Source organism: Streptomyces sp. NPDC020898 (assembly GCF_044333925.1).
Lineage (GTDB): Bacteria > Actinomycetota > Actinomycetes > Streptomycetales > Streptomycetaceae > Streptomyces.
Genome location: NZ_JBIRRV010000016.1, coordinates 100568 through 113715, shown reverse-complemented (window position 1 = coordinate 113715; position 13148 = coordinate 100568). Strand labels below are relative to the sequence as shown.

Annotated in this window: 16 protein-coding genes and 1 riboswitch; of the genes, 8 read left to right on the top strand and 8 right to left on the bottom strand. The window is 68.8% G+C overall.

Features of this window, described 5'->3' with window-relative positions; genetic code table 11:
* Positions 1 to 151 precede the first annotated feature (151 nt).
* Positions 152 to 442, top strand: a complete 291-nt coding sequence (locus tag ACH4TV_RS37405) for a DUF6355 family natural product biosynthesis protein (RefSeq protein WP_398405749.1) — start codon at positions 152 to 154, stop codon at positions 440 to 442.
* A gap of 55 nt (positions 443 to 497) precedes the next feature.
* Here ACH4TV_RS37405 and ACH4TV_RS37400 read toward each other — a convergent pair whose 3' ends face one another.
* The gene (locus ACH4TV_RS37400) at positions 498 to 713 is read right to left on the bottom strand and encodes a hypothetical protein (protein ID WP_398405849.1); all 216 of its coding nucleotides are present in this window, start codon (positions 711 to 713) and stop codon (positions 498 to 500) included.
* A complete protein-coding gene (locus tag ACH4TV_RS37395) occupies positions 694 to 927 on the bottom strand; it encodes a hypothetical protein (RefSeq protein ID WP_398405748.1) in 234 nt (77 codons plus the stop codon). Before ACH4TV_RS37395 ends, ACH4TV_RS37400 begins: the two co-directional genes overlap by 20 nt.
* Positions 928 to 1044: 117 nt before the next feature.
* Here ACH4TV_RS37395 and ACH4TV_RS37390 point away from each other — a divergent pair, with 117 nt between their 5' ends.
* From ACH4TV_RS37390 to ACH4TV_RS37370, 5 genes are all read left to right on the top strand, one after another.
* A complete protein-coding gene (locus ACH4TV_RS37390; protein ID WP_398405747.1) occupies positions 1045 to 1887 on the top strand; it encodes a helix-turn-helix domain-containing protein in 843 nt (280 codons plus the stop codon).
* Entirely contained in the window at positions 1868 to 2077 is a 210-nt protein-coding gene (locus ACH4TV_RS37385) for a DUF397 domain-containing protein (RefSeq protein ID WP_398405746.1), read from the top strand. Before ACH4TV_RS37390 ends, ACH4TV_RS37385 begins: the two co-directional genes overlap by 20 nt.
* 111 nt (positions 2078 to 2188) lie before the next feature.
* Positions 2189 to 2566: a type II toxin-antitoxin system RelE/ParE family toxin gene (locus ACH4TV_RS37380; protein WP_398405745.1), complete on the top strand. Its 378-nt coding sequence runs from the start codon at positions 2189 to 2191 to the stop codon at positions 2564 to 2566.
* The gene (locus ACH4TV_RS37375) at positions 2563 to 2898 is read left to right on the top strand and encodes a helix-turn-helix domain-containing protein (RefSeq protein WP_398405744.1); all 336 of its coding nucleotides are present in this window, start codon (positions 2563 to 2565) and stop codon (positions 2896 to 2898) included. Before ACH4TV_RS37380 ends, ACH4TV_RS37375 begins: the two co-directional genes overlap by 4 nt.
* A 162-nt stretch (positions 2899 to 3060) precedes the next feature.
* Positions 3061 to 3639 carry a Uma2 family endonuclease gene (locus ACH4TV_RS37370; protein ID WP_398405743.1) on the top strand — a complete coding sequence of 193 codons (579 nt, stop codon included), beginning with the start codon at positions 3061 to 3063 and terminating at the stop codon, positions 3637 to 3639.
* A 69-nt stretch (positions 3640 to 3708) separates the two neighbouring features.
* Here the strand turns inward: ACH4TV_RS37370 and ACH4TV_RS37365 are convergent, their stop codons facing one another.
* From ACH4TV_RS37365 to thrC, 5 genes are all read right to left on the bottom strand, one after another.
* On the bottom strand, positions 3709 to 4833 hold the full coding sequence (locus ACH4TV_RS37365; RefSeq protein WP_398405742.1) for an NADH:flavin oxidoreductase: 1125 nt from the start codon (positions 4831 to 4833) through the stop codon (positions 3709 to 3711).
* A gap of 253 nt (positions 4834 to 5086) precedes the next feature.
* Positions 5087 to 6715 carry a chaperonin GroEL gene (gene groL / locus ACH4TV_RS37360; RefSeq protein ID WP_398405741.1) on the bottom strand — a complete coding sequence of 543 codons (1629 nt, stop codon included), beginning with the start codon at positions 6713 to 6715 and terminating at the stop codon, positions 5087 to 5089.
* A 388-nt stretch (positions 6716 to 7103) separates the two neighbouring features.
* On the bottom strand, positions 7104 to 7310 hold the full coding sequence (locus ACH4TV_RS37355) for a cold-shock protein (RefSeq protein WP_019057200.1): 207 nt from the start codon (positions 7308 to 7310) through the stop codon (positions 7104 to 7106).
* Positions 7311 to 7762: 452 nt separating this feature from the next.
* Positions 7763 to 8038, bottom strand: a complete 276-nt coding sequence (locus ACH4TV_RS37350; protein ID WP_307628056.1) for a MoaD/ThiS family protein — start codon at positions 8036 to 8038, stop codon at positions 7763 to 7765.
* A 117-nt stretch (positions 8039 to 8155) separates the two neighbouring features.
* Positions 8156 to 9478 carry a threonine synthase gene (gene thrC, locus ACH4TV_RS37345; protein WP_398405740.1) on the bottom strand — a complete coding sequence of 441 codons (1323 nt, stop codon included), beginning with the start codon at positions 9476 to 9478 and terminating at the stop codon, positions 8156 to 8158.
* 14 nt (positions 9479 to 9492) lie between these two features.
* A riboswitch (SAM riboswitch) is annotated at positions 9493 to 9641 on the bottom strand.
* Positions 9642 to 9802: 161 nt separating this feature from the next.
* Between thrC and ACH4TV_RS37340 the strand changes: the two genes are divergently transcribed.
* Positions 9803 to 10747 (top strand): glucosyl-3-phosphoglycerate synthase, encoded by a 945-nt coding sequence (locus ACH4TV_RS37340; protein ID WP_398405739.1) that lies wholly within the window; start codon positions 9803 to 9805, stop codon positions 10745 to 10747.
* Between the two features lie 87 nt (positions 10748 to 10834).
* Positions 10835 to 12244, top strand: coding sequence for a trehalose-6-phosphate synthase (locus ACH4TV_RS37335; RefSeq protein ID WP_398405738.1), 1410 nt, complete (start codon positions 10835 to 10837; stop codon positions 12242 to 12244).
* On the opposite strand, the gene otsB is transcribed toward ACH4TV_RS37335, so the two are convergent.
* Complete coding sequence (gene otsB / locus ACH4TV_RS37330; protein WP_398405737.1) at positions 12234 to 13079, bottom strand: trehalose-phosphatase; 846 nt, start codon at positions 13077 to 13079, stop codon at positions 12234 to 12236. The genes ACH4TV_RS37335 and otsB overlap by 11 nt on opposite strands.
* Positions 13080 to 13148: the final 69 nt, after the last annotated feature.

Sequence of the window (13148 nt, the reverse complement as noted above, 5' to 3'; positions counted from 1 at the left end):
GTCTGCCGACAGACATGGCGGGCCACGGGCCACACGACCGGGTGAACCAGGTCCCCCGTCCGAGGAGAATGCCGGGGAAAGTGCCGTTTCAGGGTGCGGTGATCGTTAATGCTGCCTGTGTCCGAATCCTTCCTGACCAGGAGACCGTCCCTTGAACGTTCGCCGCTTCCTGACCACCGCCCTCGCCGTCGTCGCCCCTGCGACCGGCGCCCTGGTGCTCGCCATCGCCGCACCGACGGCCACGGCCGCCGCGGCCCCCTGCGGGTTCTACGAGACCAGCAGCGACGCGCGCTACAACCACTGCACGAGCGACGGCTCACGTGTCGTGATCGAGGTGGAGGTGTTCGGCCCGAACTACGAGAAGTGCGTGGGCCCCGGCGACACCTGGCTCGGCAGCGCCAGCAAGATCGACGGCGCGTTCTACGTCGGCCGCACCTGCTGACCTGATCCAGGCCGGCCCCGGTCCCGCCGCACCCCCGGGTGCGGCGGGCCGCACGTCACGGCAGCCGCCCCTCCCTGTTCACCCGCCGCACCCGCTCCCTCAGCACGTCCCCCGGCGGTACGTCCCCCAGCGCGTCCGGCGGACAGTCCCACTCGCACCCGCCGCCCACGGGCCGCAACTGCACGTACCCGCCCTCGCGCCCCATCACCTCGCCGATGCGTCCGTCGCGCACATCAAGGGCGTACGACACCTCACGCACCTTCGTCGCCACCTGCGGCCACACCTTCCAGTACGGCGGCCAGTCGCGTCGCCACCTGAACATTGCACCGCCCGAGCCGCACCAGCGCGAACGGCTCGTCGCTCGCACCGGTGACCGGGTCGACGCCCAGGGACGGCAGGGCCAGCCCGACCCCTTTCAGCGCCGCCCGCAGCCGCACCACCACCTCGTCCGTCGTCGGTACCCGACCGTTCGACAGCAGTTCCATCGCGCCGATCCCTCTCCACTCTGAGTGTTCACGTTCTCCACACAGCGTGGCGGCCACCTGTCCAACCTGGCCAGAGGCAACAACCCAACAACCCCATGTGATGGACAGGGAGTTGCGATGGCAGGACCGAAGGACCTCGACCCGTCCTCCTCACCCCGGGCCTTCCTCGGCGCCGAGCTGCGCCACGCCCGCGAGGCGGCGGGCCTGAGCCAGGAAGAACTGGGCCGGCCGCTCTTCGTCAGCGGTTCGTTCATCGGCCAACTGGAGGCCGGTACGCGGCGGATGATGCACGAGTACGCCGTCCAGATAGACGAGATCCTGGGCACGAAGGACTTCTTCGAGCGCAACTGCGAGGCTCTCGCCAAGTCGAAGTACCCGGACCACTTCGCCGAGGCGGCGGAGGCGGAAGCAATCGCCACGGCGATCAGGGAGTACGCCCAGCTCCTCATCCCAGGGTTGCTGCAGACCAAGGCGTACGCGGAGGCGGTGTTCCGCGCCTACAAGCCGCTGGCGCAGGACGCCGAGATCGACGAGGACGTGGCGAATCGCCTCGACCGCGCCCGTCTCCTCAACAACCCAACAACCCCGATGTTGTGGTCCGTTCTCGACGAAGCAGTGCTCCGGCGAGTGGTCGGCGGCCCGGCCGTGATGGCGGAGGCGTTGCGGCACGTGGCCGCGCTGATCCGGGAGCACCGGATCATCGTGCAGGTGCTGCCGTTCGGCGCCGGGGCGCACGCGTCGATGCACGGCTCCCTGAAGCTCATGGAGTTCGAGGACGCGGCCCCGCTCTCCTTCGTCGAGGCACCGGACATGGGGAAGCTCCAGGACGACCCGGCCACCGTCAGCCGCCACACCCTGATGTTCAACCTCCTCCAGGCCGCGGCACTTTCACCTCAAGATTCACTGGCCCTGATTGAGTCGGTGGCGCAGGATTACGAACATGGAGAAAAGCGCTCTTGAGCACGTTCTGAGTACAGCCAGCTGGCACAAGTCGTCGTACAGCGGCGGCGACGGCGGCAACTGCCTGGAAGTCGCGGACGGCCACCCCGCCCTCGTCCCCGTCCGCGACTCCAAGAACCCGCAGGGCCCGAAGCTCGCGTTCCGGGCGGAGGCGTGGACGGTGTTCGTCGACGACCTCAAGCAGCAGTAGGGCGACGGGCACCGCCCGGACCTCGGACCAGCCACTGGACCGCATCACTCCATCGAGTGACCGTTTCCCAACAGCGCGAGTATGCTGCTGACGACATAATACGGTCGCGGCATGGACGACCTGTACGTGATCGAGCTGGAGCCCGAGGTGCGGTCATGGCTTGAGCTACTTCCCGACAAGCATCACCGGAAGGTCGAGGAGTACGCAGAGTTACTGGCCACCCTGGGCCCGCGGACGCCCATGCCGTTCGCCCGCCCGCTGGAAGAGGGGGTGTACGAGCTGCGCCCCACACTCGGCGGCGTGAGCACGCGGATCACGTACTGGTTCGCGCCAGGGCGCCGCGTCGTGCTTCTCACCGTCTTCCGCAAGACCCGAATGCACGAGGCAGCCCAGATCGACCGTGCGGTGTCCGCCCGCAAGGTGTGCGCCGACGTACACGGACCAGCCCACACCGTGTACAGCCGCGGCCAGGAAGGACAGAGCGCATGAACCACACCCGCTGGAAACTGGCCCGTGAACGGAACCTGGCCGAAGGAGACACCGAGTCTCCGGAGGTCAAAGCCGAGCGTGCGGAGATCCGGCTGGCCATGGCCTTCGCCAAGGCCGTGTACGACCGCCGCACGGAGCTGGGGCTGACACAGACCCAGCTCGCCGAGCGGGCCGGCCTCAACCAGGCGAAGATCTCCCGCATCGAAGGCGCCGACGCCGTACCGACCCTGCCCTTGCTGCGCCGCCTGGCCCTGGCACTGGACGCTTCGTTGAACATCGCTCTGGACGACAACCGCGAGGAAGTCACTTTCGTCGGCCACTCGGCGGCCTGAGGCATCGCACTCCCTCGCTGGACGGGCCGGAGCGGGCGGAGTGTCACGGCGAGACGGCGAGACCCCGCCCCGTCCTGCCTCGTCCCTGCCTGCCTCCGCGATCCCCTCCCGCGCGACCGACATCCGCGCCGCGATGTCCCGGCGCCGAGAAGAGAGCCGTACGTGACCAGTACGCACCCGCAGATTCCCCAGATGCCGCTCGACGACTTCGAAGACCTGGCTCGTGGGGCGCCCGAAACCGTCTGGCTGGAGTTCGTCCGAGGCAGGGTGGAGGTGAAACCGCCGTCGGACGGCGATCACAGCGAGATCCTGGTGTCACTGCTGGAGCAGTTCGCGTCGAAAGACAGGACATGGAACCTGTTTCCGTACGCCGGACTGTGCACGGAAACCTCGCTGGCGGGCCGATACCTGCCCGACGCCATTCTCGTACGGAGGGGCCATCGCCTGAGGCGCGACCACTGGGCGAGCCCGGACATCGTCTCGGCGGTCGTGGAAGTCGTCCACCGCACCTCGGGCAAGGACCACCGGGACCACGAAGCCAAACGCGCCGGCTGCGCGCCCGTGGGCATCCCGGTCCACGTCATCGTCGATCGTGACAACAACACCGTCACCGTCTCCAGTGAGCCCAAGGACGGCCGCTACCTGTCGGCTGCCTCGCACCCCTGGGGAACGACCGTCCAACTCCCCTCCCCGGTAGACGTCGTGCTGAACACCGAGAAGCTCAAGGACTACGCCAACTGAGCCCCGCCCGAGAACCCCGAAAGGCGGCCCCCAGAAGGAGCCGCCCCCGGAAAACAGGCCAACCGGTGCTCAGCTCAACGACCCCAGCGCCGACGCGTCGTACGCCGCCAGCTCGCCGGTCCGGTCCGCCAGGACCTTCGCCGCCCACTCCGGGTCCTGGAGCAGCGCGCGGCCCACGGCCACGAGGTCGAACTCGTCGTTCTCCATGCGGTCCAGGAGTTCGTCGAGGCTCTTGAGCGGGGCGCCCTCGCCCGCGAAGCCCTTCAGGAAGTCGCCGTCGAGGCCGACCGAGCCGACCGTGATGGTGGGCTTGCCGGTGAGCTTCTTCGTCCAGCCGGCGAGGTTGAGGTCCGAGCCCTCGAACTCCGGGAGCCAGTAGCGGCGCGTGGACGCGTGGAAGGCGTCCACTCCGGCCGCGGCGAGCGGGGCCAGGAGCGCCTCCAGCTCCTGGGGGGTCTCGGCGAGGCGGGCGTCGTACGCCTCCTGCTTCCACTGCGAGTAGCGGAACAGGATCGGGAAGTCCGCGGACACCGCCTCGCGTACGGCGGCCACGATCTCCGTCGCGAACTTCGTACGGGCGACCAGGTCGCCCCCGTACGCGTCCGTGCGGCGGTTGGTGCCGGCCCACAGGAACTGGTCGAGCAGGTAGCCGTGGGCGCCGTGGAGTTCGATGCCGTCGAAGCCGATGCGCTCGGCGGCCACCGCGGCCTCGACGAACGCGTCGATGACGTCGTCCAGGTCCTCCTGCGTCATCTCCTTGCCGGTACCGGCGGTACCGTCCAGGCGCAGGCCGGACGGGCCGACGGCCGGGGCGTCGGCGTACGGGGGCTGCCCGGCCTCCCGCACCATGCCGATGTGCCACAGCTGCGGCACGATCTTCCCGCCGGCCGCGTGCACGGCCTCGGCGACCTTCGCCCACCCCGCGAGCTGCTCCTCGCCGTGGAAACGGGGGATGCTGTCGTTCTGGCCGGCCGAGTCGTGGCCGATGTACGTGCCCTCGGTGACGATCAGGCCGACGCCCGCTGCCGCGCGCCGGGCGTAGTACGAGGCCACGTTCTCGCCGGGGATCCCGCCGGGCGAGAACGCGCGCGTCATCGGCGCCATCACGATCCGGTTCGGCACGGTCAGGCCGTTCACCGTGAGGGGGCGGGAGAGGATCTGGGCCGCGCGGGAGGTCTGGGCGGGGGCTGTCACGTGGGGACTCCTGGGAGGGGTGGCAGGGTGAGCGGAGGTGAGCGGAGGAGCAGTTGTGTGCATGTGCATCAACTGTCCCCGGCCGTCCGCGCATTCCGGCGCCTACGCACAGGGCGCTGTGATCCCGGCCACTTACCGGGGTCGGCGTCCGCGTCCCGCAAACGCCCGAGGGCGGCACCCCTCTGGAAGAAGGGTGCCGCCCTCGAACTGATACGCGTGGTACGGCGATGAACTGCCGATCCCTGGAAGGGGATCAGAAGTCCATGTCACCGCCCGGCATGCCGCCACCGGCGCCGGCGCCGGCGCCCGCCTTCTCCGGCTTGTCGGCGATGACTGCCTCGGTGGTGAGGAAGAGCGCAGCGATCGACGCGGCGTTCTGCAGCGCGGAACGCGTCACCTTCGCCGGGTCGATGATGCCCTCGGCGATCATGTCGACGTACTCACCGGTCGCGGCGTTGAGGCCGTGGCCGACGGGAAGGTTGCGGACCTTCTCGACGATGACGCCGCCCTCGAGACCACCGTTGACGGCGATCTGCTTGAGCGGGGCTTCCAGGGCGAGACGCACGATGTTGGCGCCCGTCGCCTCGTCACCCGTCAGCTCGAGCTTCTCGAAGACCGAGGAGGCCTGGAGCAGGGCCACGCCACCACCGGCGACGATGCCCTCCTCGACGGCCGCCTTCGCGTTGCGAACGGCGTCCTCGATGCGGTGCTTGCGCTCCTTGAGCTCGACCTCCGTGGCGGCACCGGCCTTGATGACGGCCACGCCGCCGGCCAGCTTCGCCAGGCGCTCCTGGAGCTTCTCGCGGTCGTAGTCCGAGTCGCTGTTCTCGATCTCGGCACGAATCTGCTTCACGCGACCCGCGACCTGGTCGGCGGTGCCGCCACCGTCGACGATCGTGGTCTCGTCCTTGGTGATGACGACCTTGCGCGCACGGCCCAGGAGGTCCAGGGAGGTGTTCTCGAGCTTGAGACCGACCTCCTCGGAGATGACCTCGCCACCCGTGAGGATCGCGATGTCGTTCAGCATCGCCTTGCGGCGGTCACCGAAGCCCGGGGCCTTGACCGCGACGGACTTGAAGGTCCCGCGGATCTTGTTGACGACCAGGGTCGAGAGGGCCTCGCCCTCCACGTCCTCGGCGATGATCAGCAGCGGCTTGCCCGACTGCATGACCTTCTCCAGGAGCGGGAGCAGGTCCTTGACCGAGGAGATCTTGGAGTTGGCGATGAGGATGTAGGGGTCCTCGAGCGACGACTCCATGCGCTCCATGTCGGTCGCGAAGTACGCCGAGATGTAGCCCTTGTCGAAGCGCATACCCTCGGTGAGTTCCAGCTCCAGACCGAAGGTCTGGGACTCCTCGACGGTGATGACGCCTTCCTTGCCGACCTTGTCCATCGCCTCGGCGATGAGCTCGCCGATCTGGGTGTCGGCGGCGGAGATGGAGGCCGTCGAAGCGATCTGCTCCTTGGTCTCGACCTCCTTGGCCTGGTCGAGCAGCGCACCGGAGACGGCCTCGACGGCCTTCTCGATGCCGCGCTTCAGGGCCATCGGGTTCGCACCGGCGGCAACGTTGCGCAGTCCTTCGCGGACCAGCGCCTGGGCCAGGACAGTCGCGGTCGTCGTGCCGTCACCGGCGACGTCGTCCGTCTTCTTCGCGACTTCCTTGACCAGCTCGGCGCCGATCTTTTCGTACGGGTCCTCGAGCTCGATCTCCTTGGCGATGGATACACCATCGTTGGTGATCGTGGGGGCGCCCCACTTCTTCTCGAGGACGACGTTCCGGCCCTTGGGGCCGAGGGTGACCTTGACGGCGTCTGCGAGCTGGTTCATCCCGCGCTCGAGACCGCGCCGTGCCTCCTCGTTGAACGCGATGATCTTGGCCATGTGAAGTGGTCCTCCCGGACTGGGGTGGATTGCTCCGGACCGCGCTGGCGCCCGCGACGGACGGCCTGCCTGCCCTGGTGATTCCTTGCACCACCTGGCCTGCGGGCCTCACCCACCCGGTCCTTCGTTATCACTCTCACCTGCAGAGTGCTAACGCCAATGATTAGCACTCGCCCCTACCGAGTGCAAGCGGCTCTCGAAGATCCGCAGGTGAACAGGGGGGCGGGCAAGCGCACACAAGGCCACGCGAGAGGGCCGGAGGACGTACTGGACGTACTGAAGCCGAGGGACGTACCGACGGACATGCCGAAGGGCTCGTACCCCGTGAGGTCCCACGGAGTACGAGCCCTTCAAAGAAGAACGTCGCTGCGGTGCGCCGGCGCGTGCTTCAGCTGGTCGCCAGACGGACCATGTCCGCCTGCGGCCCCTTCTGGCCCTGCGAGATCTCGAAATCGACCCGCTGACCTTCCTCGAGGGTGCGGTAGCCGTCCATCTGAATCGCGCTGTAGTGGACGAAAACATCCGCACCACCGTCGACCGCGATGAAGCCGTACCCCTTCTCCGCGTTGAACCACTTGACGGTGCCCTGAGCCATGCCTAACTCCCCTATTACTGGCCCTTGCACAGATCCACACTTCGCGGATCCGGGTCAGACCTCACCCCCCCAACCGGTGGGAGTGTGCGCCGGAACGCGTCGACCGCGGCCGAATGTATCTGTCCAACTGCCCTCTGCAACAGGTCAATCGGACGAGAAATCCGGGCACGCCAGGTCGGGAATATGCGGAGAATTCACGCAACTTCAGGGCAAGCCGGGCCCCACAAAGGGAACAAAAAACGCAAAAGACCTGCACACTTTGGCTACTTCTCGTAGGGCGCTCGGCAAGAATTCATATGCGTGCGGCAAGCGAAGTGGTGCGGCTTCCCCAACTGTACCGCGCTCAACCATAGAGAATTGCCCCCTCCGCTTCTCTCACGGAGGGGGCAATTCGATGAACTCTCGGTAATCACTGTTACCGACGGTTACTACTCGCCGGTATCAGTCGCCTGTCAGCCACCCGCGACCGCGGGAATGATCGACACACCCGCACCGTCCGGCGTCGCCGTCTCCAGCCCCTGCTCGAAGCGGACGTCGTCGTCATTGACGTACACGTTGACGAACCGGCGCAGCTTGCCCTGATCGTCGAGCACCCGGGCCGCGATGCCCGTGTGGTTCTTCTCCAGATCAGCGATGACCTCGGCCAGGGTCCCACCCTCGGCAGCCACCTCGGCCTTACCGCCGGTGTAGGTACGCAGGATGGTGGGGATGCGGACGGAAACGCTCATAACTTTCGACCTCCGGTCAGGTGACGCGCCCGATAGGGGCGCGGGGCTGTGCTGGATTTGCGGCTACCGCCACGTGGGCGCGACCAGCCCCCACGGCCCCGCAGACAATCAACGGGGTTATACGAGCCCGGCTTCCCGGAACGACTCAAGGCTGGGCCGAATCGTCGCGGTCAGCCCGACGTCAGCCACCGCATCCAACGTCTTGAGACCATCCCCGGTGTTCAGCACCACCGTCGTGAGCGTCGGATCGAGCAGCCCGTTCTCGATCAGCTTCTTCGTCACCCCCACGGTCACCCCACCGGCGGTCTCCGCGAAGATCCCTTCCGTGCGCGCGAGCAGCCGAATCGCATCGACGATCTGCCCGTCGTTCACGTCCTCCACCGCCCCGCCCGTCCGCCGCGCGATATCCAGCACGTACGGCCCGTCCGCCGGGTTGCCGATCGCCAGCGACTTGGCGATGGTGTCGGGCTTCTGGGGCCGTACGACGTCGTGTCCGGCCTTGTAGGCCACGGACACCGGCGAGCAGCCCTCGGCCTGCGCACCGAAGATCTTGTACGGCTTGTCCTCGACGAGCCCGAGCTCGATGAGCTCCTTCAGCCCCTTGTCGATCTTCGTGAGCTGCGACCCGGAGGCGATGGGCACGACGAGCTGGTCCGGCAGCTGCCAGCCGAGCTGCTCGCAGATCTCGTACGCCAGGGTCTTGCTGCCCTCCGCGTAGTACGGACGCAGGTTGACGTTGACGAAGCCCCAGCCCTCGCCGGCCGGGTCGCCGATCAGCTCGGAGCAGAAGCGGTTCACGTCGTCGTAGTTGCCCTCGATGCCGACGAGCTCGCCGCCGTACACCGCGGCCATGACGACCTTGCCCTGCTCCAGGTCGTGCGGGATGAACACGCAGGACCGGAAACCGGCCCGGGCGGCGGCGGCGCCGACCGCGCCGGCCAGGTTGCCCGTGGAGGAGCAGGAGAGGGTGGTGAAGCCGAAGGCGCGGGCGGCCTCGATGGCCTGGGCGACGACCCGGTCCTTGAAGGAGTGGGTCGGGTTGCCGGAGTCGTCCTTCACGAACAGCTTGCCGGCGTCGACACCCAGCTCGCGGGCGAGGTTGTCGGCCTGGACGAGCTTGGTCCAGCCGGGGTTGATGTTCGGCTTCTCGGCGACGTTCGCGGGCACCGGGAGGAGGGGCGCGTAGCGCCAGATGTTCGCGGGGCCCGCTTCGATGCGCTTGCGGAGTTCCTCGGTGTCGGCCGCCGACTGGATACCGAAGTCGTAGGCGATCTCCAGCGGGCCGAAACACTCCTCGCAGGCGAACACCGGACCGAGGGGGACGCGGTGGCCGCATTCGCGGCAGGAGAGTGCGACGGCGGGACCGAGGTCTACAGAGGTGACGGAGTCGGCGGCACCGGCAGTGGGAGCAGCGGTGCTCTGAGCAGTTTGCGCAGCCATGGAGGCGAGGCCCTTCCTCATCTTCCTCACGACGCATTTCGCCGTGAGACGGATTTGGCACCTTCCCGAGCCGGGAGCCTCGCCACATGAACATGCGACAAGACCGGCTGGAGGGTTGCCGGGGCTTCAACGGGCCGTATCCCTCTGCCCCTCTGGATGAGCGGTATGAAGTTGTGAGGTGGTGAACGCCGGTGACCTCGGACATGCGATGGTCACCCACGTTGTTCAAGACTGTAACCGAAGGCTTGGATGGTGGTGGGAGCCGTCCGAACCGCGAGATAGAAGATCGCGCTTCCCCCCATGCAACGTAAGGGAGAGCCGCACGTGCTGGAAGACGCCGAGCGCTGGCTGAACACACGCTCCTGGTCCGTTGGCGACCGCCCGCTCAAGAAGCTGATCGCCGCGAAGCGTTCCTCGAACGCCACGGTGAGTGTCGTCCTGCCCGCGCTGAACGAGGAGGAGACGGTCGGCGAGATCGTCGCCGTCATCCGCCGCGACCTGATGCTGAAGGTTCCGCTGGTCGACGAGATCGTCGTCATCGACTCGGGATCGACCGACCGCACCTCCGAGGTGGCCGCCGCGGCGGGTGCCCGGGTCGTCCACCGCGACGACATCCTGCCGCGCATCCCGGCCGTGCCGGGCAAGGGCGAGGTGCTGTGGCGCTCGCTCCTCGTCACCAGCGGGGACATCGTCTGCTTCATCGACGCGGACCTGAAGGAGTTCTCGTCGGACTTCGTCTCCGGAATCGTGGGCCCGTTGCTCACGAACCCCGGCGTCGACCTCGTCAAGGCGATGTACGACCGTCCGCTCGGCCAGGCGGCGGGGCAGGGCGGCCGGGTCACCGAGATGATGGCCCGCCCCCTCCTCAACATGCACTGGCCGCAGCTGGCGGGCTTCGTCCAGCCGCTCGGCGGCGAGTACGCGGCCCGCCGCTCGCTCCTCGAACAGCTCCCGTTCCCCGTCGGCTACGGCGTGGAGCTGGGCATGCTGATCGACGCCCTGCACCTGGTGGGCCTCGACGCGCTGGCCCAGGTCGACGTGGGCGTGCGCAGGCACCGCCACCAGGACGGCCAGGCCCTGGGCCGGATGTCCGCCGCGATCTACCGCACCGCCCAGCTCCGGCTGGCCCGAGGCCATCTGATCCGCCCCGCGATCACCCAGTTCGAACGCGGAGAGGACGGTTTCGAGCCACGCACGTACTCGGTGGACACGGAGGAACGCCCGCCGATGGCGGAGATCGCGGAGTACGCGACGAGGAAGGCGGCGTAGGCCCGGGGCGCCGCCTGAGGCCTTGTATACGGCTGAGGCGTACGTGCGTACGTTTGAGTGTTTCCGGGCCGGGCTAAGTTGAGGCGTATGGCTTCGACGCAGGGTGCAAAAGGTGAGTTCCGGGTGCTGGTCGCGTCCAACCGCGGCCCGGTCACGTACGAGGTCCGTGAGGACGGCTCGCTGCACGCCAAGCGCGGCGGCGGCGGGCTGGTCTCCGGCCTGTCGGCGATCGGGCCGGACGCGGGTGCCCTGTGGATCTGCTCGGCCCTCGGTGAGGGCGACCGCGAGGCGGTGCGGCGCGGCGAGGGCGAGCCGGGCGTACGGATGCTCGCGATCCCGGCGAACGTGCACGAGGACGCGTACAACGGCATCGCCAACTCCGTCCTCTGGTTCGTGAACCACCTGCTGTACCAGACCCCGCTGGAGCCGGTCTTCGACGCGGAGTTCCGGCGCCAGTGGGCGTCGTACGAGGCCTACAACCGCGCGTTCGCCCAGGCACTGGCCGAGGAGGCGGCGCCGGGCGCGTCGGTGGTGGTCCAGGACTACCACCTGTGCCTGGTGCCGGGCATGCTGCGCGCCCTCCGCCCCGACCTGCGCATCGGCCACTTCTCGCACACGCCGTGGGCACCGCCGGACTACTTCCGGATGCTGCCGGACGACATCTCCGAGCAGCTCCTGCGCGGCATGCTCGGCGCGGACCGCCTCGGCTTCCTCACCCGCCGGTGGGCGGACGCGTTCACCGCCTGCTGTACGGACCTGGTCGGCGGCGTCGGCGACACGCGGATCGGGGTGCACGGGCTGGGCGCGGACGCGGACTTCCTGCGCCGGCGCGCGCACGAGCCGGACGTCGAGGAGCGGATGGCCGCGCTGCGGGCGGAGATCGGCGAGGGCCCCGAGGGTGGCCGGAAGACGATCGTGCGGGTGGACCGTACCGAGCTGTCGAAGAACATCGTGCGGGGCCTGCTGGCGTACCGCCAGCTGCTCGACGACCGCCCGGAGTGGCGGGAACGGGTCGTGCACGTGGCGTTCGCGTACCCGTCCCGCCAGGACCTCGCCGTCTACCGCGATTACATGGCCGAGGTGCAGCGGGTGGCCGACGACATCAACGCGGCGTACGGAACGCCGACCTGGACCCCGGTCATCCTGCACCTCAAGGACGACTTCGCCCGCTCCCTGGCCGCCTACCGGCTCGCCGACGTGGCCCTCGTCAACCCCGTCCGCGACGGCATGAACCTCGTCGCCAAGGAGATCCCAGTGGTCTCCGACGAAGGGTGCGCGCTGGTGCTGTCGCGGGAGGCGGGGGCGTACGAGGAACTGGGCGAGGACGCGATCGTGGTGAACCCGTACGACGTGATCCAGACGGCGCGGGCACTGGAGGAAGCGCTGAACATGGGCGCCGGGGAACGCGCGGAGCGCACGAAGCGCCTCGCCGCGGCGGCCACCGCGCTGCCGCCGGCCCAGTGGTTCCTGGACCAGCTGAACGCGCTCAGCGAGTGACGACGGACCGGCCGATGGCCGTCAGCAGCTGTACGACTCCTGCGGGGCCGTCGACGACGAGGTCGGCGCGTTCCGACAGCTCCGTGACCGCCTCGGTGGCGTTGCCGCTGCACACCAGCAGCCCCGGAACACCGTTCTGGCGGAGCTTCTCCACCGCCGCGAACGCCGGGAGGTCGCCGAGGTCGTCGCCGGCGTAGAGGACGGAGGTGGCGCCGATCTCACGGACGTACTCCTGGAGGGCGACGCCCTTGTCCATGCCGGGCGGGCGCAACTCCAGTACGAGGCGGCCGGGCTCGACGATGAGACCGTGCCGGGTCGCCAGGTCGGCGAGGGGCTCGCGCAGGGCCTCGAACGCGGCCTGCGGGTCCGTGGCGCGGCGCGTGTGCACGGCGACGGCCCGGCCCTTCTCCTCGATCCACGTGCCCTGCCAGGCGCCGATCCGGTCGAGGAACCCGGGAAGTTCGGCGCGGGCCTCGGCGACGCCGGGATGAGGGGCGGGGGCGCTGACCGTGCCGGTCACGGCGTCCCAGCGTTCGGTGCCGTAGTGGCCCAGGACGACGAGGTGCTCCAGTCCGGGTACGCCCGCGAAACCGCCGAGACGCACCGCGACACCGGCGGGGCGTCCGGTGAGGACGGCCACGGAGGCGACGCTGGGGGCGAGGGCGGAGAGGGCGCCGAGCGTGTCGGGGTGCGCGCGGGCCTGCTCGGGGTCGGCGACGATCGGAGCGAGCGTCCCGTCGAAGTCAAGGACGACAACAGCACCGGCGGGGCGCCGCAAAATGGCACCCAGCCCATCACGGCCGGCCCCCGTCACGGGCGTAGGCAGGGAATCCATGGCCCCGACCCTATCCGGCACCCCGAGCGGACCGCTGCGCCAGCCCAGGCCGTTCTTTCCCACCCACCC

Coding starts and splice junctions, on each gene's coding strand:
- ACH4TV_RS37395 (WP_398405748.1), bottom strand. CDS start 927: ATGGAACTGCTGTCGAACGGTCGGGTACCGACGACGGACGAGGTGGTG.
- ACH4TV_RS37390 (WP_398405747.1), top strand. CDS start 1,045: ATGGCAGGACCGAAGGACCTCGACCCGTCCTCCTCACCCCGGGCCTTC.
- ACH4TV_RS37385 (WP_398405746.1), top strand. CDS start 1,868: ATGGAGAAAAGCGCTCTTGAGCACGTTCTGAGTACAGCCAGCTGGCAC.
- ACH4TV_RS37380 (WP_398405745.1), top strand. CDS start 2,189: ATGGACGACCTGTACGTGATCGAGCTGGAGCCCGAGGTGCGGTCATGG.
- ACH4TV_RS37375 (WP_398405744.1), top strand. CDS start 2,563: ATGAACCACACCCGCTGGAAACTGGCCCGTGAACGGAACCTGGCCGAA.
- groL (WP_398405741.1), bottom strand. CDS start 6,715: ATGGCCAAGATCATCGCGTTCAACGAGGAGGCACGGCGCGGTCTCGAG.
- ACH4TV_RS37355 (WP_019057200.1), bottom strand. CDS start 7,310: ATGGCTCAGGGCACCGTCAAGTGGTTCAACGCGGAGAAGGGGTACGGC.
- ACH4TV_RS37350 (WP_307628056.1), bottom strand. CDS start 8,038: ATGAGCGTTTCCGTCCGCATCCCCACCATCCTGCGTACCTACACCGGC.
- thrC (WP_398405740.1), bottom strand. CDS start 9,478: ATGGCTGCGCAAACTGCTCAGAGCACCGCTGCTCCCACTGCCGGTGCC.
- ACH4TV_RS37335 (WP_398405738.1), top strand. CDS start 10,835: ATGGCTTCGACGCAGGGTGCAAAAGGTGAGTTCCGGGTGCTGGTCGCG.
- otsB (WP_398405737.1), bottom strand. CDS start 13,079: ATGGATTCCCTGCCTACGCCCGTGACGGGGGCCGGCCGTGATGGGCTG.